This is a genomic window from Bosea sp. (in: a-proteobacteria) (assembly GCF_023953965.1).
In the GTDB taxonomy this organism is placed as follows: domain Bacteria; phylum Pseudomonadota; class Alphaproteobacteria; order Rhizobiales; family Beijerinckiaceae; genus Allobosea.
In genome coordinates, this window is sequence record NZ_JAMLIX010000001.1 from 1,748,850 (window position 1) to 1,770,269 (window position 21,420).

At 67.2% G+C, this 21,420-nt stretch carries 16 protein-coding genes; 6 read left to right on the forward strand and 10 right to left on the reverse strand.

Annotated elements, in window-relative coordinates; translation table 11 throughout:
• Positions 1-41: 41 nt before the first annotated feature.
• Entirely contained in the window at positions 42-1,736 is a 1,695-nt protein-coding gene (locus tag M9917_RS08110) for a PHA/PHB synthase family protein (protein ID WP_465246370.1), read from the forward strand.
• 210 nt (positions 1,737-1,946) lie between these two features.
• On the opposite strand, the gene M9917_RS08115 is transcribed toward M9917_RS08110, so the two are convergent.
• Positions 1,947-2,348, reverse strand: a complete 402-nt coding sequence (locus M9917_RS08115; RefSeq protein WP_297252562.1) for a phasin family protein — start codon at positions 2,346-2,348, stop codon at positions 1,947-1,949.
• 116 nt (positions 2,349-2,464) lie between these two features.
• Between M9917_RS08115 and M9917_RS08120 the strand changes: the two genes are divergently transcribed.
• Complete coding sequence (locus M9917_RS08120; protein ID WP_297252564.1) at positions 2,465-2,773, forward strand: NUDIX hydrolase; 309 nt, start codon at positions 2,465-2,467, stop codon at positions 2,771-2,773.
• A 29-nt stretch (positions 2,774-2,802) separates the two neighbouring features.
• Here M9917_RS08120 and M9917_RS08125 read toward each other — a convergent pair whose 3' ends face one another.
• The 9 genes from M9917_RS08125 to M9917_RS08165 all read right to left on the reverse strand — a co-directional run bounded on the left by M9917_RS08125 (position 2,803) and on the right by M9917_RS08165 (position 17,094).
• Positions 2,803-4,215, reverse strand: a complete 1,413-nt coding sequence (locus M9917_RS08125) for a mannose-1-phosphate guanylyltransferase/mannose-6-phosphate isomerase (RefSeq protein WP_297252566.1) — start codon at positions 4,213-4,215, stop codon at positions 2,803-2,805.
• Positions 4,216-4,462: 247 nt separating this feature from the next.
• Positions 4,463-5,848, reverse strand: a complete 1,386-nt coding sequence (locus tag M9917_RS08130) for an HlyD family type I secretion periplasmic adaptor subunit (protein ID WP_297252568.1) — start codon at positions 5,846-5,848, stop codon at positions 4,463-4,465.
• Positions 5,845-7,581, reverse strand: coding sequence for a type I secretion system permease/ATPase (locus M9917_RS08135; protein WP_297252570.1), 1,737 nt, complete (start codon positions 7,579-7,581; stop codon positions 5,845-5,847). The genes M9917_RS08130 and M9917_RS08135 overlap by 4 nt, the downstream gene beginning before the upstream one ends.
• Positions 7,582-7,741: 160 nt before the next feature.
• Complete coding sequence (locus M9917_RS08140) at positions 7,742-10,027, reverse strand: right-handed parallel beta-helix repeat-containing protein (RefSeq protein WP_297252572.1); 2,286 nt, start codon at positions 10,025-10,027, stop codon at positions 7,742-7,744.
• Positions 10,028-10,470: 443 nt separating this feature from the next.
• Positions 10,471-12,648: a GumC family protein gene (locus M9917_RS08145; protein WP_297252574.1), complete on the reverse strand. Its 2,178-nt coding sequence runs from the start codon at positions 12,646-12,648 to the stop codon at positions 10,471-10,473.
• Positions 12,649-12,693: 45 nt separating this feature from the next.
• Complete coding sequence (locus M9917_RS08150; RefSeq protein ID WP_297252576.1) at positions 12,694-14,157, reverse strand: exopolysaccharide biosynthesis polyprenyl glycosylphosphotransferase; 1,464 nt, start codon at positions 14,155-14,157, stop codon at positions 12,694-12,696.
• Positions 14,158-14,215: 58 nt separating this feature from the next.
• Positions 14,216-15,226: an NAD-dependent epimerase/dehydratase family protein gene (locus M9917_RS08155; RefSeq protein ID WP_297252579.1), complete on the reverse strand. Its 1,011-nt coding sequence runs from the start codon at positions 15,224-15,226 to the stop codon at positions 14,216-14,218.
• A gap of 93 nt (positions 15,227-15,319) precedes the next feature.
• Positions 15,320-16,111, reverse strand: coding sequence for a WecB/TagA/CpsF family glycosyltransferase (locus M9917_RS08160; RefSeq protein WP_297252581.1), 792 nt, complete (start codon positions 16,109-16,111; stop codon positions 15,320-15,322).
• A complete protein-coding gene (locus tag M9917_RS08165) occupies positions 16,111-17,094 on the reverse strand; it encodes a UDP-glucuronic acid decarboxylase family protein (RefSeq protein WP_297252584.1) in 984 nt (327 codons plus the stop codon). Before M9917_RS08165 ends, M9917_RS08160 begins: the two co-directional genes overlap by 1 nt.
• Positions 17,095-17,555: 461 nt before the next feature.
• On the opposite strand from M9917_RS08165, the gene M9917_RS08170 reads away from it, so the two are divergent.
• The 4 genes from M9917_RS08170 to M9917_RS08185 all read left to right on the forward strand — a co-directional run bounded on the left by M9917_RS08170 (position 17,556) and on the right by M9917_RS08185 (position 21,413).
• The gene (locus M9917_RS08170; RefSeq protein WP_297252586.1) at positions 17,556-18,728 is read left to right on the forward strand and encodes a polysaccharide biosynthesis/export family protein; all 1,173 of its coding nucleotides are present in this window, start codon (positions 17,556-17,558) and stop codon (positions 18,726-18,728) included.
• A 34-nt stretch (positions 18,729-18,762) separates the two neighbouring features.
• Positions 18,763-20,172, forward strand: coding sequence for a mannose-1-phosphate guanylyltransferase/mannose-6-phosphate isomerase (locus M9917_RS08175; RefSeq protein WP_297252588.1), 1,410 nt, complete (start codon positions 18,763-18,765; stop codon positions 20,170-20,172).
• Between the two features lie 89 nt (positions 20,173-20,261).
• Positions 20,262-20,585, forward strand: coding sequence for a hypothetical protein (locus tag M9917_RS08180; protein WP_297252590.1), 324 nt, complete (start codon positions 20,262-20,264; stop codon positions 20,583-20,585).
• A gap of 48 nt (positions 20,586-20,633) precedes the next feature.
• Positions 20,634-21,413: a methyltransferase, TIGR04325 family gene (locus M9917_RS08185; RefSeq protein WP_297252592.1), complete on the forward strand. Its 780-nt coding sequence runs from the start codon at positions 20,634-20,636 to the stop codon at positions 21,411-21,413.
• The last annotated feature ends 7 nt before the right edge of the window (positions 21,414-21,420 follow it).

A 21,420-nucleotide genomic window follows, 5' to 3' on the forward strand; every position in this document is an offset into this window, starting at 1 on the left:
AGGAGACGCTCGGCGAAGAGGCGTTCTCCGCGATCGATCGCATGCGCGAAGCCGCGATGGCGAAGTTCACCGGCGGGTTCTCGCCGATGGCCCTGACGCTGGCTTACCTCGACTGGGCCATTCATCTGGCGGCGGCGCCCGGCAAGCAGCTCGAACTGGCCAGCAAGGCCGTGCGCAAGGCGGCCCGCCTGGGAGGGCACGCCGCATCGGGCCTTTTCCAGCCGGATGTCGAGCCCTGCATCACGCCATTGCCCGGCGATCGCCGTTTTGCCGCGCCGGAGTGGACCACGCAGCCGTTCGGCTTCATGGCGCAGGCCTTCCTGCTCAATCAGCAATGGTGGCACAACGTCACGCATGAGGTGCCCGGCGTCGAGCCCCATCACGAGGACGTCGTCTCCTTCGTCGCCCGCCAGATCCTCGACGTCTTCTCCCCCTCGAACAACCCGTTCACCAATCCGGAGGTGATCGCGCGTGCCCGCGAGACCGGAGGCGCGAATTTCATCGAGGGCTGGAAGAACTGGGCCGAGGACCTGCAACGGCAGCTCGCCGGACGGCCTCCCGTCGGCGCCGAGCGCTTCGTGGTCGGCCGGGATGTGGCGGCGACGCCCGGCAAGGTCGTCTTCCGCAATCACCTGATCGAGCTGATCCAATACGCGCCGGCGACGCCGACCGTCCGCGCCGAGCCGATCCTGATCGTGCCCGCCTGGATCATGAAGTACTACATCCTCGACCTGTCGCCGGAGAACTCGCTGGTGCGCTATCTCGTCGGCGAAGGGTACACGGTCTTCTGCATCTCCTGGCGCAATCCCGATGCCGACGACCGGGATCTCGCCCTGGAAGATTATCGCCGCAGCGGCGTGATGGCCGCGCTCGATGCGATCGCGACGATCCTGCCCGGCAGGAAGGTTCACGCCGCCGGCTACTGCCTGGGCGGGACGCTGCTGGCCATCGCGGCGGCGGCCATGGCGCGCGACCGCGAGGAGCGCTTCGCCTCGCTGACCTTCCTTGCGGCCCAGACCGATTTCAGCGAGCCCGGCGAGCTCGCGCTGTTCATCGACGCGAGCGAATTGCGTTTCCTCGACAGCATGATGTGGAACCGCGGCTATCTCTCGGCCGACCAGATGGCTGCGGCCTTCCAGCTCCTGCGCTCGAACGATCTGGTCTGGTCGCGGCTGGTGCACGATTACCTGATGGGACAACGCTCGCCGATGTTCGACCTCATGGCCTGGAATGCGGATTCCACCCGCATGCCCTATCGCATGCAGGCTGAATATCTGCGCGGGCTCTATCTCGACAACGATCTGGCGAGCGGCCGCTTCATGGTGGAGGGGCGGCCGGCAGCGCTTCAGAACATCCGTTGGCCGACCTTCGCCGTCGCGACCGAAGCCGATCATGTCGCGCCCTGGCGCTCCGTCCACAAGCTGCACCTGCTGACCGACGCCGACCTGACCTTCGTGCTGACCAGCGGCGGGCACAATGCCGGCATCGTCAGCGAGCCGGGCCATCCCGGCCGCCACTACCGGATCATGCAGAAGAAGCATGGCGACATCTGCCTCGGCCCCGACGAATGGCTCGCCGCGGCCCGGATGCGCGAAGGCTCGTGGTGGGAGGCCTGGGCGGAATGGCTCGACGGCCTATCCTCGCCCGAGCAGGTCGCGCCACCCGGCCTCGGTGGTGTCGGAAGCGGTTGCGAGCCGCTCTGCGACGCGCCCGGAACCTATGTGCTGCAAAGATGAGGGCCGGCGTTGCGTTCGACGGGATCGCGCGCGAGCCCACGCCGCAGCCGGACGCTCCGTCCGAGCCGAACGGCGAAATTCAGCTCAGACGGGCCTCCAGGTAGACGCCTGGAGCATCGGACCGAAAAGTGGAATCCACTTTTCGGAAGAAACCGATGCTCCGACAAAAGCTTAGGTCGCCACTTTGCGCCCGGTGGGACGCACGGTTATCTAGGCCGCAGCTTTCTGGTCGCCCGTCCAGCCCGACACATACTGGGCGCCGGCTCCGGTCCAGGCATCCATATTCTTCCGGGCCAGCGTGGACAGTTTCTCGGCTTCGTCGGCATAGTCGCCGCCGACGCCCTTGGCGAAATCCTGCTGGGCATCGACCGCCTCGCCGATCTCCTTGCAGCAGCTGAGCCTGGCGCAGAATTCGGCCTGGGCTTGCATGCGGCGCCCCATGAAGGCCAGGATTTCCGAGGCCATCGCGAACTGGGTTTCCCAGATTTTCTGCGGCAGCACGGTAGCGGAGGCAAGCTGCGCTTTGATGATCTGCATCCCATCGTCGACCACAGCGGTGGCGCCGACCTGATCCGCAGCCAGAGAGTTGGAGACAGGCTTCGTCGTAGGCATGAGAACCTCCTGCGTTGTCTCAGCCGCATGAATTGTGCGGCTGCGGGAAGTTTCCCCGGGGTGGGCCGTCCGGTCCTTGACACAACGCAAATTCAGGCATCGGCGGAGATTTTTTGATGGTTTCGTATAGTGCCGGCATCCTGATGTATCGCCTTGCGAAGGACGGGGCCGAGGTCCTCCTCGTTCATCCGGGCGGCCCGTTCCGGCAGCGTAAGAATCTCGGTGGCGCTGCTCGATCGAAGCCCGGCAATGGCACTCGGCGGCCGGGCCGATGCATGATCCAAACACGCATTTGGGCCGGTCACCTTGAGAGAAGTCAAAAAAGCGCAGCCTTTGGAGGGGACAAGTTGCGCGCCGCAGAGGCGTATCCGATCGTGATCGATCAGGTCGTTTACGCCAGCCTTGCGTTGCAGGCTGCCGCCTGAATTCGATTTTACAGCGTCCTGATTCAGCCTCAGATGCGCTTGTAAATATCTTCGATGCGGATGATGTCGTCTTCCCCGAGATAGGAACCGACCTGCACCTCGATGATCTCGAGGGGGATCTTGCCTGGATTGGCCATCCGGTGGATGCAGCCGATCGGCAAGTAGATCGACTCGTTTTCGTGCACGACGAAGGTCTCCTCGTTGCGCGTCACTTCGGCGGTGCCGCGTACCACGACCCAGTGTTCGGCGCGGTGGAAGTGTTTCTGGAGCGACAGGACGCCGCCGGACTTGACCGTGATGCGCTTGACCTGATGACGGGCGCCCAGGTCGATCGAGAGATATTTGCCCCAGGGGCGCTGGGTTTCGCGGTGGGCGCCGGCCTCCGCCTCGCCATTGGAGGCGATCAGCGCGACGACGTTCTCGACCTTGTCGGCCTTTGCCTTCGGCGTCACCAGGATGGCGTCGCGCGTGGCGATCACCGCGATGTCGTCCAGCCCGATCACGGCGACGAGAGCCTCGTCCGAGTGGACCAGGTTGTTGGCGCCGTCGACCACATAGCCGCGCCCCTCGACGACGTTGCCGCCCTGTCCCTTCGCCGCAAGCTCCCAGACAGCCGACCAGCCGGCGACATCCGACCAGCCGCAATGGCCGGAAACCACCGCCGCCTTCTGCGTCCGTTCCAAGACGGCGTCGTCGATCGACATCTTCGGCGCCTTGGCGAAGGCGGCGGCGTCGAGCAGGAGGAAGCCGAGATCCCATTGGCTCCTGGCGATGGTCTCGCGGGCGCCGGCCATGATCTCGGGGGCGAAGATCTCCAATTCGCTGCGCATCGTCGCGGCATCGAAGATGAAGTTGCCCGAATTCCAGAGATAGCCGTCGGCCAGATACTGCGCCGCCTGCACGGCATCCGGCTTTTCGACGAAGCTCTCGACCGCGTGCACGCCCGCCGCGATCTCGGCACCGGGGCGGATGTAGCCGTAATGCGTCGACGGGCAGCTGGGCGGGATCCCGATCGTCACGATCCGCCCCTGTGCGGCGACGGCGGCGGCGCGCGCACAGGTCTCGACCAGGACCTTGCCGTTCTGCATGACGTGATCGGCGGCGAAGACGCCGATGAGGGCGGCGGCATCGCGCGCGAGGCCGAGCTCGACGGAGATCGCCACGGCCGGGGCGGAATCGCGCCTGAAGGGCTCGAGCACGATCTCCGCCTGCGCGCCGATCGCCTGCAACTGGTCCGCGACGGTGAAGCGGTATTCCGCGCTGGTCACGATGATCGGCCTGTCGAAGACCGTGGCGTCGGACAGCAGCTGGAGCGTCCGCTGAAATGAAGATTCCCGGCCAAAGAGCGGGATGAACTGCTTCGGCATGGTGTCGCGCGAGATCGGCCACAGACCGATGCCGGCCCCTGCGCACATCACGACGGGAATGATCTTTTGCGGCATGGGCATCAGCTCCTCGAAGTCGCTGATTGATGGCAGGCAGATCCTGGCGCGTTTTCCGTTCAACCGCGTGCCAGGGAGGTTGGGCGATCACGCTAGCATGCGGTGTGGCACGGCGAAGCTCACTCCCTCGACCTACCTCTTGCGGGCGGGCTTGACGCGGCTGGAACGGGCGGGCCGACATGGCGAGAGGCCTAATTCACCGACGCCAGGCGCCGGCAGGATCGGGCCTCCATCACCGCCGGCGGCCTCACTCCTCCCTGAAGCCCGCGCGCATGGAATCCATGAGCGGCTGGATCAGATAGGCGATGACGGTCCGTTCGCCGGTCGGGACGAAGACCTCGGCCGGCATGCCCGGCTTGAGTTTCGAGCGGATCTTCGGCGGGAAGCCCGCAGCGGGAACGCTGACGCGCAGCTCGTAGACCATCTGCTGCGAGACCTCGTCGCGCAGCGCGTCGGCGGCGACGGACTTCACCTCGCCGACCGTGAAGGGCGTCGCGCGCCCCTTGAACGAGGGCAGGCGCACTTCGGCCGCCATGCCCGGGCGCAGGCTGTTCACGTCCATCGGCGCGATCTTCGCCGTGACGACGAGATCGTCGTCCTGGGGCACGATCTCCATCATCGTCTCGCCCGGCTTGACCACCGCCCCGACCGTATGGACCTTCGAGCCGACGATGCGGCCGGCGCGCGGGGCACGGATTTCCGAACGCGCCAGCACATCCTCGGCGACGCGCAGCTTCTCGCGGGCATCGGCGAGCCTGACCCGGCATTCCGCAAGCCTGGTCGAGGCCTCCTCCGCGGCCTTGAAGCCGACCTGGTTGATCTGGAGCCGGATCTCGTCGTTGGCGACGGACAGGCGCGCCAGATCCGCCTCCAGCGAGCCGATGCGGCCCTGGAGATCGGTCAGCGACCGGCGCAGCGGATTGATGCGCGTGGCGGCGATGTAGCCCTGATCGGACAGCGGCCGCAGCTTGGCGAGCTCATCGCTGATGCTGGCCGCCTGGGCCGCGGCGGAATTGCGCTGCGCCTCGGTCGATTCGTACTGCTTCTGGGATTGCGCCAGCCGCCCCCCCAGAATGGAGATTTCCAGCTTCTGGGCCGAGGCACGCTCCCTGAAGAGGCGCTCCTGGTCGAGAACGATGCGGCTGGCTTGCGCGCTCTCGCCGGCCTCGGTGAGCTCGCCGGGAAAGGCGGGGCGGTCGAGGCGGTCGAGCTGGGCCATGAACCGCGCTTCCTCGCCCAGGGCTTGCAGGACGCCGAGCCGTGCCACGCCGCGTTGTGCCGCGGCATGCGTCGTGTCGAGCCGCAGCAGCACCTGGCCGGCACCGACCTCGGAACCGTCGCGCACCGCGATGGCCTCGACGATGCCTCCCTCGAGATGCTGGACCGCCTTGCGGTCGCTCTCCACCACGATGCTGCCATGGGCCACGATCGCGCTGTCGAGGCGGGCGGTCGTGGCCCAGGCTCCTCCGGCGCCCAGCGCGAGGGCGATCACGATATAGCCCTTCCGCACCGGGCCACGCCAATCGCCGCCGCCCTCGGCCGGCATTCGGGCGAGCCGGAGCCAGCGTTGCGCGACGGTTCGGGCCTGTTCGAAGCGCGGGCGCCATGCCGCGACGGCGGGCAACGGTTTCATCGGCGCGCCCATCTCGCGGCCGGAAGCGGTTCGACTTGCCGCACCGGCCCGCGCGAGCCGGGGATGCGTGCTCCGGTGCCCGGCTGCAACAGCACCGGCAGGATTTCGTCGCGCAGCCCGACCCGGACGGCCTGGCCTTTCTGCATGAGGATGATCTTGTCGACCTGCGACAGGATCTGGGGACGATGCGTGATCACGATGACGATCGTCCCCGCCGCGCGCAGGCCCGACAAGGCGCGCGCGAGCGCGGCGTCGCCGTCCATGTCGAGATTGGCGTTCGGCTCGTCGAGCACGACCAGCGCGGGCTCGCCGTAAAGCGCCCGCGCCAGGCCGATCCGCTGCCGCTGCCCCCCGGACAGGGTCGCTCCGTCGTCGCCGATCTGCGTCGCATAGCCGTCCGGAAAACCCTGGACGAGCTCGTGCGCGGCTGCCGCCGATGCGGCGGCGACGGCCGCCTCGTCGGTGGCGGCGGGGTCGAAGCGCGTGATGTTGTCGCGCACGCTTCCGGCGAACAGCTCGACATCCTGCGGCAGGTAGCCGAGAATCCGGCCGCGTTGCGCATCGGAAAAATGCCGGATGTCGTTGCCGTCGAGGCGCACGACCCCCTGCGTCGGCTGCCAGACGCCGACCAGCGCCCGCGCCAGCGAGGACTTGCCCGAGCCCGTCAGGCCAACGACGGCCGCGATCTCGCCCGGCTCGACCTCGAACGAAACATTGTGCAGCAGCAGCGCTTGCGCGCCCGGCGCGCGCAGGCTCAGGCCCTCGACGCGCAGCGGCCCCGCCGGATGGGGCAGCGTCATGGTCTCGCCACCTCGCGGCGCCTCCAGCGTCGCATCGAGGCGCTGGAGGGCGCTTCGCGCGGAAACGAAGCTTTTCCACTGGCCGACGGCGCCCTCGATCGGAGCGAGCGCCCGCCCCATGATCAGCGAGGCGGCGAAGATCACGCCCGCCGCGATGTTCTGGTTGATGGCGAGATAGGCGCCGACGCCGAGCACGGCGCATTGCAGCGTCAGTCGCAGCAGCTTCGTCGCCGCCAGCAGCGTGCCGCCCCAGTCGGCGGCGCGCGTGTGGTGCGCCAGCGCCCGGCGATGCCCGAGCCGCCATTTCCCGCCGATGGCCTCGCCCATCCCCAATGCCTTGATGACCTCCGCGTTCCGGAAGGAGGCGGCGAGGCGCTCGCTGGCGCCGTGGCCGAGCTCCGCCGCGCGGATGAGCGACGTCTTGGTGATGCGCTCGTTCAGCAGCGCGACGCCCAGGATGGCGACCGCACCGGCCGTAGCGACGAGGCCGATCGCCGGATGCAGCAGGAAGCAGAGGCCGAGATAGATCGGAATCCAGGGCGCATCCATCAGCGCCGGCACCAGGCTGCCGGACAAGGTCGCCCGCAAGGTCTCGACATCGCGTATGGGCGAAATGTGCTGCGAGCCCCTCGCTTCCAGCGCGCCGCGAAACGCCGCCTCGAAGGCGGGCTCGGTCAGGGCCCGGTCGAGGCACAGGCCGAGCTGGACGAGCGCGCGGCTGCGGAAATGCTCGAGCGCGGCATAGGCGGCGAACAGGGCGAGCACGATCAGGGAGAGCATGACCAGCGTCGTGCCGTTCCGGCTCGTCAGCACCCGGTCGTAGATCTGCATCGTGTAGAGCGGGGATACGAAAACGAACAGGTTGAGCACGAAGGAAAGCCCGAACAGCGCAGCGAATGCGGGTCTGAGGCTGCGAAGCGTTTGCGAGAGCATCGTCGTGGGATTCCTTGCGGCTTTCGCGATCGGCAGGCGCCGGGGGCAAGGCCGATGCCGGCCCGACAAGGCGGCAAACGCCGGCCGCCGCCTCATTCTCGAAGGAGGGGCGACCCGGCCCCGGTGCGAGGCCGGGTCGCCCTGTAAGGGGATTTACGAATTACCAGTGCCAGTGGGCAAAATGACCGTGGTCATGATTGTCGTGCTGTGCCTGGAAATCCTGGAACCAGTTCCGGCCGTTGCCATGGCCGGTCCAGGATGCGTGGTGACCGCCCCAGCCGCCCCAGCCGCCGGGCGCGGCTGTCGGGGGCGGGGAAGGCTCCGCGACGACCGGCGGGGAAGGCTCCGCGACGACCGGTGGGGCAGGCTCCGCGACGACCGGTGGGGCAGGCTCCGCGACGACCGGTGGGGCAGGCTCTGCGACGACCGGCGGGGCAGGCTCCGCGACGACCGGCGGGGCAGGCTCTGCGACGACCGGTGGGGCTGGCTCCGCGACGACCGGCGGGGCGGGCTCCAGGGCGGGGGGGGCGGGCTCGACCGTGACGGGAGGCGTGGTTTCGGCCGTGGCCGGCGGCTTCGTCGCCGGCGTGTCCGCATCCGGGATCCGGCTCACGCCGGTTGCTCCGATCGACCCGAACGGGACCGACTCGATGCCGTGCGACTGCGCCGCCGATCCCGCCGTGAAGCTGTAGTCGCCGTTCGCGGCGTTCGCGAAGCCGGACTGGGCGGTCACGACGCTGCCGACATCGCCGCCGCGCTGCTGGAAGCTCGCGAGCGAGACATCCGCGACGGTCAGCCGCGCGCCATCGGGGTTGTAGTAGACGTTGCCGTGGATCAGGGCAGGATCGGTCTGGTCGGTATCGATCGTGTTGCTGCCGTCCTTCGAGACCTGAATGAAATTCTCATAGGTCTTGTTGCCGGTGATCGCATAGCCGTCGACGGCGATGGTCGAGATGCCGTATTTCCCGTTGTCCAGCACCGTGTTGTCGTGGATCGAATTGTTCGATCCGCCATGGATCAGGATGCCGCTGAAAGAGGTTCCCTCGATGTAGTTGCCGTAGATTTCCGCATTGCTCGCGAGATTGTCGAGATAGATGCCGGAGCTCCAGTTCTCCGCAAACCCGCCGTCCCGGGTGTTGAGGCCGCCGGCATCGACGATGCTGTTGTAGCGGATGGTGTCGCCCATCGCGCCGGGGTCCTCGTGGGAGAACAGGTAGATCGCGCCGACATCGGGCGTCTGCTGGCCGGCATGGCGGATGTCGTTGTATTCGATGACGTTGCCGCCGGACGCGATGTTGGGATCGTGGTTGTTCTCGGAAATGGCGAAGCGCGGAACGTTGGTGATCGTGTTGTGGTCGATCTGGTTGCGCGCCGATTCCTGCATGTCGATCGCGCCGTATTGAACGAAGGCCTCGTTCGAATGATCGACCGTATTGTTCGAGATCGTGTTGCGGCTGGTGCCCGCCGTCAGGGCGATGGCGCTCGACCAGATATGCTCGAAGCTGTTGCCGGAGATGACGTTGCCGGTGCTGCTGCCGTGCAGCGCGACACCGAGCCCGACATTGGCGAAATGGTTCGCGTCCACCGTCAGCCCGGTCGCGTTATGCGCCTCGATCGCCCCGGTGGCGGGATCGCCCGATACCGCCGCCGTATCGGTCAGCGTCAGGCCCCTGATGGTCACGTCCTTCGCGCCGTCGACGACGAACAGGCTATGATCGGAGGATGCGACCGCGCCCTCGCCGGTGAAGCCGGCGGGCGCCTTGAACAGGATGGTGCCCGTGCGGCTATCGAAGGACCATTCGCCCACACCGTCCGGAACCGGCTCGGAAACATAGAAGCGGCTGGCCGGGCCGAGATCGTAATTGGCCTCGGATGTGAAGGTCATCACGTTGCCGTTGACCGACGCGATGGTCAGGCGGTCGTTGGCATAGCCGTTCTCCGAGAACACCGTCACCGTCTGCCCGACCTGCGGGGCGTGACCGGCAGGAAAGTCGGCAGGGTCGAAGGCGAGCGACTTGCCGGGATCGGCGCCGCGCGGCAGATCCTGCCCCCAGAGCCAGCCGCCGCGAATCGGGTCGGACGGATCGACATCGGGAAAGCGGCTTTGGACCTGCTGCACGCCGCCGACGGTGAGTTGCAGGACCTGGGCGTCGTCGACATGGGCCGACCAGACGCCGTTGGCGCCCTGGGTCCAGCCGGTGACCGGCGAGCCGCCGCTGACGATGGCGTTCTGGCCGGGCGAGGCCACGAAGGACGAGCCGGAATCGGCCGAGGTCAGACGGATGGGAGAATCGACATGATAGGTACCCCCTGCGAGGTAGGTCGTATCGGCGCCGCCGCTCTGCCGCATGGCGGCCTGGGCACGCTCCAGCGTGGCGAAGGCCGAGGACGGGTCGAGGCCGGAATTCGCGTCGTTTCCGGTTGTAGATACGTAGAAATTGGCCATAAAGGGGTCCCCTGTTAAGGCAAGAACGCGCTTGGTGCGGTCGAGCCCCTAGATACCCCTGTTCAACAATTCCGTTCTACCCAAAGGGATGAATTAATAGTAAATGGTATTAGTTCATCGGTACTATATGTCCGGATTTGAGACAGTATATCAATCGGTTATTTTTTTGCTTGCTGACCCTCGCCCTGTGGACGAAACAGCCCCGGCGGCTGCTGAATGGCAGGTCGTCAGATGATGGTCGCAACATTCCGCGCCCGCTGCCAGGCGATCGACGTACTTCCGGAAGGCGGCGAGAGTCGCGACCGGGCGCTGACAATGATCGCAGATCACGAGCGCCCGGGCGCGGAGGTCGCGCGGCAGCAGAACCGCGGGTGAGCCGCAATTGCGGCAACCGAAGCCCGCGCCGGACGGCGGGAGCGCAGCCGGGTGGAGGATGCGTCCGCTCATGCCGAAGCCTGATAAAAGGATTTGTAGCTGCGGTAGACCCGCCCGCGGTCGGGGGTGTTGTAGCGGCCCTGCTCCTCGAGATCGACGCCGTTGAGCACGATGCCGCCGACATCCAGCCCGAGCCTGGCGAGGTGATCGAGCGTCGCGGAGACGGTCGTCCTCAGCGTATCGTTCCATTTGACCACGTGCAGCACGGTGTCGGCGTGCTCGCGCAGCAAGGCGCAATCGGCTGAAAGCAGAACGGGCGCGACCTCGAACAGGATGACGTCGTAGCGCGTGCGCGCCTCGTGCAGCATCGCCTCGAAGGCGGGGTTCGAATAGACGTTCTGACCGTCCCGCAGGCCGGATGCGCGCCGGACCGTGGCGACGGGGGCCGCAGCCGCGGCTGCGTCGCCGCTATGCGGAAAGCACCGGTCGAGCAACGCCTCATGCGGGAAATTCTCGCCGAGCAGGAGGCGGCGGGGAGAGCCGTCGACCACCAGAACGCGCTGCCCCATCGCCGCCAGGACGCGGGCCATGGCCGAGGCCACCAGGGATTTGCCTTCGCCCGGCGCGGAGGAGGTGATCAGCACCACCTTCGGCGGCTTGGTGGGGGAGAACAGCTCGGCCACCGTCGAGCGGACCGCTTCGACGAAGACGAGACCCTCCAGGCCGTCCGGATAGCGCTCGAGCTTGGGAAGCAGCCCGACGCAATTGCCGTGGTTCTCCACGGCGAATTCGCTCTCGCTGCGGAAACCGCGATCCCGCTTCTCCAGCATGTAGGAGAGAGAGGCCCCTGCCGCCAAGCCGCCCAGCAGGCCGAGGCCGAGCACGAGGGCCGGGCCGGGGGTGCTCGGCAGGGAGGGGATTTCGGCGGGGGCCAGGATCTGTGCGACGACCGGCTTCAACTCGCTCACGGCGCTGGCTTGCTGCTGGGCATCGGCGAGCTGCTTGACGCGGTCGCGCGCGGCGGTCGCTTCGGCCTGCAGGGTCCGCAGCTGGCCTTCCAGACCCCGTGCTTCGATCGACTTCGCCTGCAGGGTCGCGACGCGCGCCGACAGCGCCGCTTCCGCAGCGCGGGCGGCCTCGACATCGGTCTCGATATTGGCGACGGACTGGGCGAGCTGGTTCTTCAGGCGATCCTGCACCGAGTTGAGCGTCAGCCGCAGCCGCGCGACGGCGGGATGGCGCTCTCCGGTCATGCCGATCATCTCGTCGAGCGCCCGGCGCGCCTTGCCCTCCTCGTCCAGGAGAGCCTGGACCACGGGAGATCCACCGAGATCCGTCGCCTGCGGGACATGTCCGGCGGCGATGGATTCCTGCGCGCGGCGCAGGCGCATCTCTTCCGCCAGGCGCGTCGCCGAAGCGGCGTTGACCTGGGTCAGGACGTCGCGAAGCTGCTGCTGCTGGACGTCCGCGCCGTCCTGCCCGAGCTCGACGAAGCCGGTCCGGACGCGGAACTGCTCGATCTCCTTCTCGATCCTCGCAAGGTTGATGCGCGCTTCCCGCGCCTGGACGCCATACCACCGGCTGGAGCGCTGCGAGGCGCTGGTGGTGGCTTCCATCTTACGCCGCAGATATTCGCTCCCGAAGGCATTGACGATGCGCGCGGCGCGGTCGGGATCGGTATCGCGGTATGTGAGCGTGATCAGATAGGCTTTCGTGTCGTTGCCGACCGTCAGCGAGGCCAGCAAGCCCTGCGCGACGCTGTCGCGCAGGGCTTGCGGGTTCGGAGTTTCGCTCAAGCCCGCAAAGTCGCGAACGGCGCTGCGGACCCGCGACGGCAGGATCACCTCGCCGGCGCTCGCGACGAGACGCGACAGGAACGAGGGTTTTACAGGCTGCCTGTCGAGGTTCAGGCGAAGAACGACGGCCCGCGCCGTGGCGAGCGAACGGATGATCCGCGCTTCGCTCTCCACCAGCGTCGAGGCATCGAGCGCGACGCTGCTCGACTTGCCCCCGGCGGCTCCGGTCTCCTCGCGCGTGAAGTCGAATTGCATGACCAGGTCGGTGGCGTAGCGGCGCGGCATGAGCATCAGGGCCAGCACGGCAACCAGCATGGCGGCGCAGGTGATCGCGAGGATCAGGCCGCGCCGGCGCCAGAGCATCGAGACGAAGTCGAAGGTCACGGTGTCATAGTGCCGCGAGAGCGCAGGCGGCTGGCGCGGTGTCCGTATTTCACTGAAGAAATCCATGGTGACCTGCCTCGCCTGCCGTTCCGATCGGGTTCTTGCGGCGCCTTACCGCGCGCCGCGCGCCAGGAGCACCGCCGGCACGGTCTGCAGCAGCACGTAAAGGTCCAGCCAGAACGACCAGTTGTGGATGTAGAAGCTGTCCTGCCGCTTCTGGACCGCGAGGTCGCCGTCGCTGCGCTCGCTCACCTGCCACAGGCCGGTCAGCCCCGGCGGCACGCTGGTCCGCAGCACCTGGAACGCCGGATCGAAGCGCTGGTTGTGATAAGCCGGGAACGGGCGCGGTCCGACGATGCTCATCTCGCCGCGCAGCACGTTCCAGAGTTGCGGCAGCTCGTCGTGGCTGGACCGGCGGATGAACCGGCCGATGCGCGGCAGGATCCGCGGGTCGTTCCCCAGCTTGAAGAAGCGCTCCCATTCCTGGCGCGCGGCCGGATCGGCATCGAGATGCGCCGTCAGGCGGGCTTCGGCATCGGCATACATGCTGCGCAGCTTGTAGACCTTGAAGATGCGGCCGTTTCGACCGATCCGGGGCTGGGCGTAGAAGGCGGGGCCGGGATCGGCCGCCTTCACGGCCAAGGCGAGCATGACGATCGCGGGGGCGGCCAGAACGGCGAGCGGGATCGCCAAAACGAGGTCCATCAGCCGCTTCAGGCGCAGATTGCGGGGGCTGTGAATCGCGCTGTGCCGCTCGAAGCCGAGCAATCCGCCGATGACGCGCATCCGCGGAGTCAGGAGCTGGAGGGCCGACGCATCGTGAACCATGACGATCTTGCGCACCGGCAAACGTTCCAGCCAGCTTTCCTTGTCCGCGGGCAGATCGCCCGACGCGCATAGCGCGACCTCGACCCGCTGCGCGATGATGCCCGCTTGCCCGCAGGGGATGACCGGAAGCCCGGCCTCGGCAAGCGGCCGGGCGTCGTCGTCCGCGAGAATGGCGACCGGCCTCAGGCCGAGCTCCGGCCGCAGCGCCAGATGACGTGCGAGGGCCGCGCAGGTGGGGCTCGTTCCATAGAGGACCGCCGGGGCGGCCCAGAATCCGCGCCGGAGCAGCCCGCTGCGGACCAGCGCCTCGACATAGTAGCCGAGCGCGACCATCAGCACCGCCCCGATGGCGACGATGCCGGTCAATGCGCCCGGCCGCTTACCGATCACCGCCCAGGCGATGACGATCATCGCGGCGATGAGATTGCCGAGCGTGCGCCGGCGCAACCGGTCGACGGGCTCCGCGCGTTCCGAGCCATAAAGGCCGAAGCCGGCCAGCGCCCCGCACAAGGCGAGGATCCAGACCGGCATCAGTTCCGGTATTCCGGGCTCGGCGCCGGGCGCCGCGATGCGGGCGCTGAGCTGCAGGATGGCGACCACGATCGTCAGGGTCGCGAGATCGCCGACCAGCAACGCTGCGGCGACGAGCAGCCGCCGTGTCGCCGGCGCGACCCCGGAGCCCAGCTGATATTGCGGCGCCGGCATGACGATCGCAGGCGCGACGGCAGTCGTGACGACATCCGGCATGGCAGCCTCCAGGCTTGGTCCGCATGGTGAGGAGAAGCGCGTCGGGCGCGATATCCGGTTATTGTGCCGCGATCATCGGCTCTGTCCGGGGCATGTCGTGCCCGCGGTCGCCGGCCTTCACCTCGCTCTCGATCCAGCGATAGGTCGGCACCAGCCCCTGGCGCAGATGGATCTGCGGCTCCCAGCCGAGCACCTCGCGCAGGCGGGTGTTGTCGCTGTTGCGGCCGCGGACGCCTTGCGGGCGATCGGTGTTGAAGCGCTTGTGGATCGTCTTGCCGGAGATCCCGGCGACGATGTCGACGAGCCCGCTGACGTCGACCAGCTCGTCGGTGCCGAGATTGAGCGGTCCGGAGTAATCCGATCGCATGATGCGGTAGATGCCCTCGACGCAATCGTCGATATACATGAAGGAGCGGGTCTGCTTGCCGTCGCCCCAGACCTCGATCGTGTCGCCGGAGGCCGCATGCGCGATCTTGCGGCAGATCGCGGCGGGCGCCTTCTCCTTGCCGCCGTCATAGGTGCCGAGCGGCCCGTAGACGTTGTGGAAGCGGACGAGCCGGGTCTGGAAGCCGTAATCCTCGGTGAAGTACTGGCACAGCTTCTCGGTATAGAGCTTCTCCAGCCCGTAGCCGGGCTCGGGATCGGCCGGGAACGCATCCTCTTCCTTCAGGGGCACGACCGAGGGCACATCCTGGAGGTGCTGCGGATAGACGCAAGCCGAGGAGGAGAACAGGAAGCGCGCGACCCTGGCCTCATGCGCCGCCTTGAGCATCTGGGCACTGATCATGGTGTTGTTGTAGGTGATGGAGGCGTGCGCTCCGGAGATGTAGCCGATGCCGCCCATATCGGCGGCGAGGTTGTAGACCTCATCCATGCCGTCGACGGCTTCGCGGCAATTCCCGATCTCGCGCAGATCGAGGATCTGGAATTCATCCGCCGAACTGGCTTCGTAGTCGGGCGCCTTGATGTCGACGCCCCTGACCCGATAGCCCTTACCCTTCAGGTAATTGACGAGATGGAAGCCGATGAAGCCGCCGGCGCCGGTAACCAATACAGATTTTCTTGACATTTCATCGCTCCATCGAAAATCGAGCTTCAATGTTGGCGAATTTTTTCTTTCATAAGCAGTGGTAAATTCGAATCATAACTCTATTGAGGTAGTTTATAGCTTTTGAATGTTTGGAGAGGCGTTCTTCCGGCGGAGCAATTGCAGGCCGGCGCCGATCATGAACTGCGGGACGATCCTGCCGTAGCGGCGCCAGAGGCGTCGCGGCTCGGACAGCAGCCTGAACAGCCATTCGAGCCCGTTGCGCTGCATCCAGAGCGGCGCCTGGCGCTTCGTGCCGGCCAGGAAGTCGAAAGCGGCGCCGACGCCGATCATGACGGGCGCATCGATCCGCCCGAGATGGTCCGCCATCCAGTATTCCTGCTTCGGCGTGCTGAGCCCGATCCAGACGATGTCGGGGCGGGCCTGGTTGATCATGCGCACCGTCGCCTCGTCCTCGTCCTCCGTGGCTGCCCGGAACGGCGGCGAGAAGGTGCCCGCGACGGCAAGACCCGGAAAACGCCCGGCGAGGCGGTCGCGAAGCCGGTCGGCAAGGCCCGGAGCACCGCCGTAGTAGTACTGGCGATAGCCTTTCTGCGCGGACAGCGCGGAGAGCGCCAGCATCAGGTCGGGGCCGTAGACCCGCTCCGTATGGCGATGGCCGAGCTTTCTGGCCATCCATACCAGCGGCATCCCGTCCGGCGTGACGAGGCCGGCGCGCTCGTGGATCGCCATGAGCGCCGGGTCCGACTGGCTCTCGATCACGCCGTGGACGCCGGTGATGCAGACGAAATGCCGCGCCCGCCGGTCGATCCAGTCCTCGACCGCCCGTAGAGCGTCCGCCATCGTGATGGCGCTGACATTGACGCCCATGATGCGGACCCGGGGAGGGGAAGGCCGTGCGGCCATCATCCGGCCCTCGCGACATCCATACGCCGCACCGGGTCGCGCGAGCGCGACAGCCAGTCCTCGAAATAGGCGATCGTGCGGCGCAAGCCTTCCTGAAGCGGAACCTTGGGGCTCCAGTGCAGCAGCTCCTGCGCCTTGGTGATATCCGGGCAGCGCTGCCGCGGATCGTCCTGCGGCAGGGGCCTGAAGACGATCTCGGAGCGCGAGCCCGTCATCGCGATGATCAGCTCGGCGATCTCGGCCATGGTGGTTTCGACGGGGTTGCCGAGATTGACCGCGCCATCGAGCGGCTTCGTCACGTTCATCAGGCGCATCAGACCCTCGACGAGATCGTCGACGAAGCAGAAGGCGCGCGTCTGCCGCCCGTCTCCATAGAGCGTGATCGGCTCGTTCTTCAGCGCCTGGACGATGAAATTGGAGACGACGCGGCCGTCTTCCGCATTCATGCGGGGACCGTAGGTGTTGAAGATGCGGGCGACGCGGATGGCCACGCCATGGCGCCGGTTGTAGTCGTAGAACAGCGTCTCGGCGCAACGCTTGCCCTCGTCGTAGCAGGCGCGAGGCCCGCTGATGCTGACGAGCCCCCGATAGTCCTCGACCTGCGGATGCACATCGGGGTCGCCATAGATTTCGCTGGTCGAGGCCTGCAGGATCGGGATGCCGAGGCGCTTGGCCATGCCCAGCATGTTGATCGCGCCGAGCACGCTCGTCTTCGTCGTCTGCACCGGGTCGCGCTGATAGCGCACCGGCGAGGCCGGGCAGGCGAGATTGTAGATCTCGTCGACCTCCAGATGGAGCGGGAAGGTCACGTCGTGCCTCACCGCTTCGAACAGCGGCTGGCCGAGAAGCCCGCTCAGGTTTTCGCGGCGCCCCGTATAGTAGTTGTCGACCGCCAGGACCTGGTGGCCTTGAGCGACCAGCCGCTCGCAGAGATGGCAACCCAGGAAGCCTGCGCCGCCTGTGACGAGAATGCGTTTCTGCATGGGTAAGCTCCAACGGGTCACGGGTCATGCGCGACGAGCGGCTCGCAGCTTTGCCGCAAGATCTCCGTTCTCAAAGGGCGCTTTGGGGGGCCCCGCTTCGGGTGCCGGCGAGAAAGGGCTACTTCCCCGGCGGCCCCGCATCAGGCTTTGCCGCGATCGCGGATGTTGCAGCACATATTCGGGTTAATCCTGCCGGGACCTGTGTTGGCCTGAATGGCGACGCGGAAAGCGGGGCTCGTGCTGACATCCTGCCTGCCGCCCGGCGCTCGATCCCGAGATCCATCCGGGCAGGACGGTTTGGAACGATCTTGCCCGCTTCACCCACTCACCGGGGACCGTGCCGCCCCTCTGGACAGCCGCAGCGCACCGAGGCGCCGCGTCGATGCGGATCCTGGCTTCGCCTCCTGCCGCTTCTGGTCTCGCTGCTGCTTCCCATCGCGGCCGGGGCGGGGGAGCAGGACATGGCCGAGACGCTCTCGATCGGCGACAAGGTCACGGTTTCGGTCTTCGGGCAGGCGGATCTCTCCGGGGATTTCGTGCTCGACGCGGCCGGCGCGGTGAACATGCCGCTGGCCGGGCGCATCAGGATCGCGGGGCTGACCGTGCCGGATGCGGAGAGGCGCATCCGCGGCGCGCTGATGGACGGCTATCTCCGCGATGCCGTCGTCAGCCTGCGGGTGGCCGAGCTGAAGCCGGTCTACATCATGGGCGAGGTCCGCTCGCCCGGCAGCTACCCCTTCCGGCACGGCCTCAGCGTGCTCGGAGCCGTGGCGCTCGCCGGAGGATACCGGGTGGGCGATGAATCGCTCTCCGTCCTCAAATCGGAGCTCCTGCTCGCCGAAGAGCGCGAGCGCCTGCTCGATGCGTCGCTCCAGACCCTCACGGCACGGCGGCTGCGGCTCGAAGCGGAACGCGACGGCTCGAAGCAGCTCGTCCCGCCGGCCTCAGGCGCCGGCAGCGTCCAGATCCTGGCCGGCGAGCAGGAGATTCTCGACTTCCAGCGGCGCGCGCGCGAGGGCGAGCGCGACCTGCTCAGCCAGCAGGTCGCGCGGCTCCAATCCGAGAAAGCGGCCCTGACGGAGCAGGCCGATCTGGCCGAACGCCAGGTCGATCTCACCGGGGAGCAATCGTCCGAATACGGCAAGCTCGCCGCCAGCGGGCACGGGCTTCGGACCGTGCAGGTCGAGCGCGAGCGCGAATATGCGCGCGCGCGCAGCGACGCCGCCCGCCTCAAGGCGGAGCTCGCCAAGAACGACACCACGCTGGGCGAGCTGAGGCTGCGCCTGCAGGAGATCGACACGACCTTCATGCGCCGCGTCGTGCTCGAGCTTCAGGAGACGCGCCAGAAGATCCTGGAGGTCGAGCGGAGCATGCCGGTGGCGCGGGAAATCGCCGACGGCCGCCGTCGCAGGCTGGCGGCGAACGGGGGAAGCGGAACCGCCGCGGACTGGACCATCCGGATCATGCGGCAGGCGGGCCTCGCACCGGTGACGATCGAGGCGGCTTTCGAAACCGCGCTGCAACCGGGCGACATCGTGCAGATCACCCCCAGGGGGGGTGGGGCGGAAAGCAGCGCATCCGCGCAAGCCGATGCGAGCATGCGCCCGCTGGCGGGCCTTGCCAGCCGGGAATGACCCAACACGAGCCATGCGGCGAGAGGATCACCCCATGCCTTCCAAGATACGCCCGATCATCATGTGCGGGGGAGCGGGAACGAGGCTGTGGCCGACCTCCCGCAATTCCCTGCCGAAGCAGTTCGCCATGCTCCTCGGCGAGCGATCGACCTTCCAGGACACGGTCCTGCGGCTTCGGCACAGGCTGTTCGAGCGCCCGATCGTCCTGACCAATCGGGACCACCGTGTCCTGGCGGAGAGGCAACTCGCGGATATCGGCGCCTGCGCCGATATCGTGCTCGAACCCGAGCGGCGGGATTCCGGTCCGGGCATCCTCGCCGGCTGCATGGTCGCGGCCAGGCAGGCACCCGACGCCTGCGTTCTCGTGGTCGCCTCCGACCATGTGGTCGAAAACGCGGCGGCGTTCCGGCGTGCCGTCGCCAGCGGCCTTCCCGCCGCCCGGGCCGGGCGGCTCGTCACATTCGGCGTGACGGCGACCCACGCCTGCACGGAGTATGGCTGGATCGAGCCGGGACTGATGCTCGAAGGGGATGCGCGGCATGTCGAACGCTTCGCCGAAAAGCCGGACGGGCGGCGCGCCGCGGAATATCTGTTGAACGGCTGGCTCTGGAATTCGGGGAATTTCCTGTTCGGCGCCGGCACGCTCATCGAGGAGTATCGCAGCTTCGAACCGCAAACCGTGAGAGCGGTCGAGAACGCGCTGGCGAACGCGACGGAGGAAAACGGCGCGCTCGCCCTCGCGCTCGCCGATTTCGTCAAGACCGAGAAGCGCTCCATCGATTTTGCCGTGATGGAGCGCACCGAGAGAGCGGCGGTCGTCGAGACCGCGTGCGGCTGGTCTGATGTCGGCAACTGGGATGCCTTGTGGGCACTGAGCGATCATGACGGCTCCGGCAATGCCCGCCGCGGCAATGTCGAGCTGTTCGATGTTCACAACTGCATCGTCTCGACGGATGGCCCGATGACCTCCGTGCTCGGCGTCGAGGATCTCATCGTGATCGCCAGCCGCGATGCGGTGCTGGTCGCCGATCGCGGCCGGGCGGCCGAGGTCAAGCAGGTCGTCGAGCTGCTGCGCAGCAAGGGTTGCAGCCAGGCCGAGACGCATGCCAGCGTCCATTGCGCCTGGGGCTCCTACCAGATCGTCGATGCCGGCGAAGGCTTCCAGGTCAAGCGCTTCATCGTCGCGCCCCGGGGGCGGTTGTCCTTGCAGAAGCACCGCTTTCGCTCCGAGCATTGGGTGGTCGTGCGGGGCGAGGCGATCGTGACCATCGAGGACAGGATCAGCCATTTCGGCGCGAACGAGCACATCTTCATCCCGCTCGAGACGGCGCATCAGCTCGAGAACGGCGGTGTCGAGCCGCTCGAACTCATCGGCATCCAGAACGGCAGCTATCTCGGCGAGGACGATGCCATCCGCGTCGATGAGGCCCGCGGAGGGGTTTGAAGGATCGGGCCGGACCGGCGGGAGGCGGAGAATCGCGGAGCGGGTCGACGGCGGAAGCTCAGGGCCGGCGGAGCGGAATGGAGGCGTCTTTGGTCGCATTCGAGAAGCCTGAACGGCAAGACCAGGCCGAGGTGTCGCCCCCGACCCTGCCCGCCGTCCGACACGCGGCTTTCGCAAGGCATTGGCTGGCCGCCGATGAGGGCGGCGCCGAACTCATGACCGCGGCATTCGGCACCGCTGCCCGCCAGGTGCGGCCGCCGCCGGCCGCCAACCGCCGGCCGCCGCAGCCGATCCATGCCGCCGGCGATACGCCTGGCTTCGCGCTCCGCCTCAAGGCAACCCTGGCTCTGCTCCTGCTGATCCTGGCCATTTTCTTTGCGGAGCCGGCCGCAAGCCTGATCGGGCGGCTTTAGGGACCGCCCTCCGATCGGATGCGGAGCCGGCGAAGCGGGAGATGGGTCATGGCGAGCCTCTGGTCGATTCCGGGACTGAAGCAGGTCCGGCAATCCGACGTCCTGAACGAGCTGTTTCGCATCGGGTACGGGCGGCACTGGGGCTGCTTCGAGACGAAGGCCGAGGCGGTCGCGTTCCTGGCGGGAAGGCCGCGCGCGGACTATGACGACGATGACATCGTCCAGATCAATCTGGAGGCGTTCAAGACGGTTCAGGCATTCGACTGGCCGGTCATGTTCTTCATGGAGCGGCTGATCGAAGGGGGCTTCCTCCGGACGGTGACGGATTTCGGCGGCCATGTCGGCGTCAAATACTACGCCTACGGCGCCTATCTGGCCTATCCCGAAGACCTGATCTGGCAGGTGGTCGACGTGCCGGCGGTTTGCCGCCAGGGGGTTGGCCAGCGACCCGCCTGGGCATCGGCCCTGAGCTTTCACCGGACGCTCGGCGAGACCGTGCCCTGCGACCTGCTGCTCTGCTCAGGCTCCCTGCAATATGCCGACCTCTCGCTGCCGCAGGTCGTCGCCGAGCTGGCAGGGTTTCCCCGGTCCGTCATCGTGAACAAGGTCGCGCTCGCCCGGTCCGGCGGCTTCTTCACGCTGGAATCCTTCGGCCGGGGGCGAATGCCCTATCGTGTCCTCGGCGAGAACGAGCTCGACGATATCCGGGACTCGCTCGGCTACGCCCTGCAGGCGCGCTGGGATATCCCGGACCGGAATTTCGAGGTTCACAGCCGCGGCGGAGCCCGGCGGGTGAGCATCGTCGGCGAAGCCTGGACGCGGCGATAGAGCATCG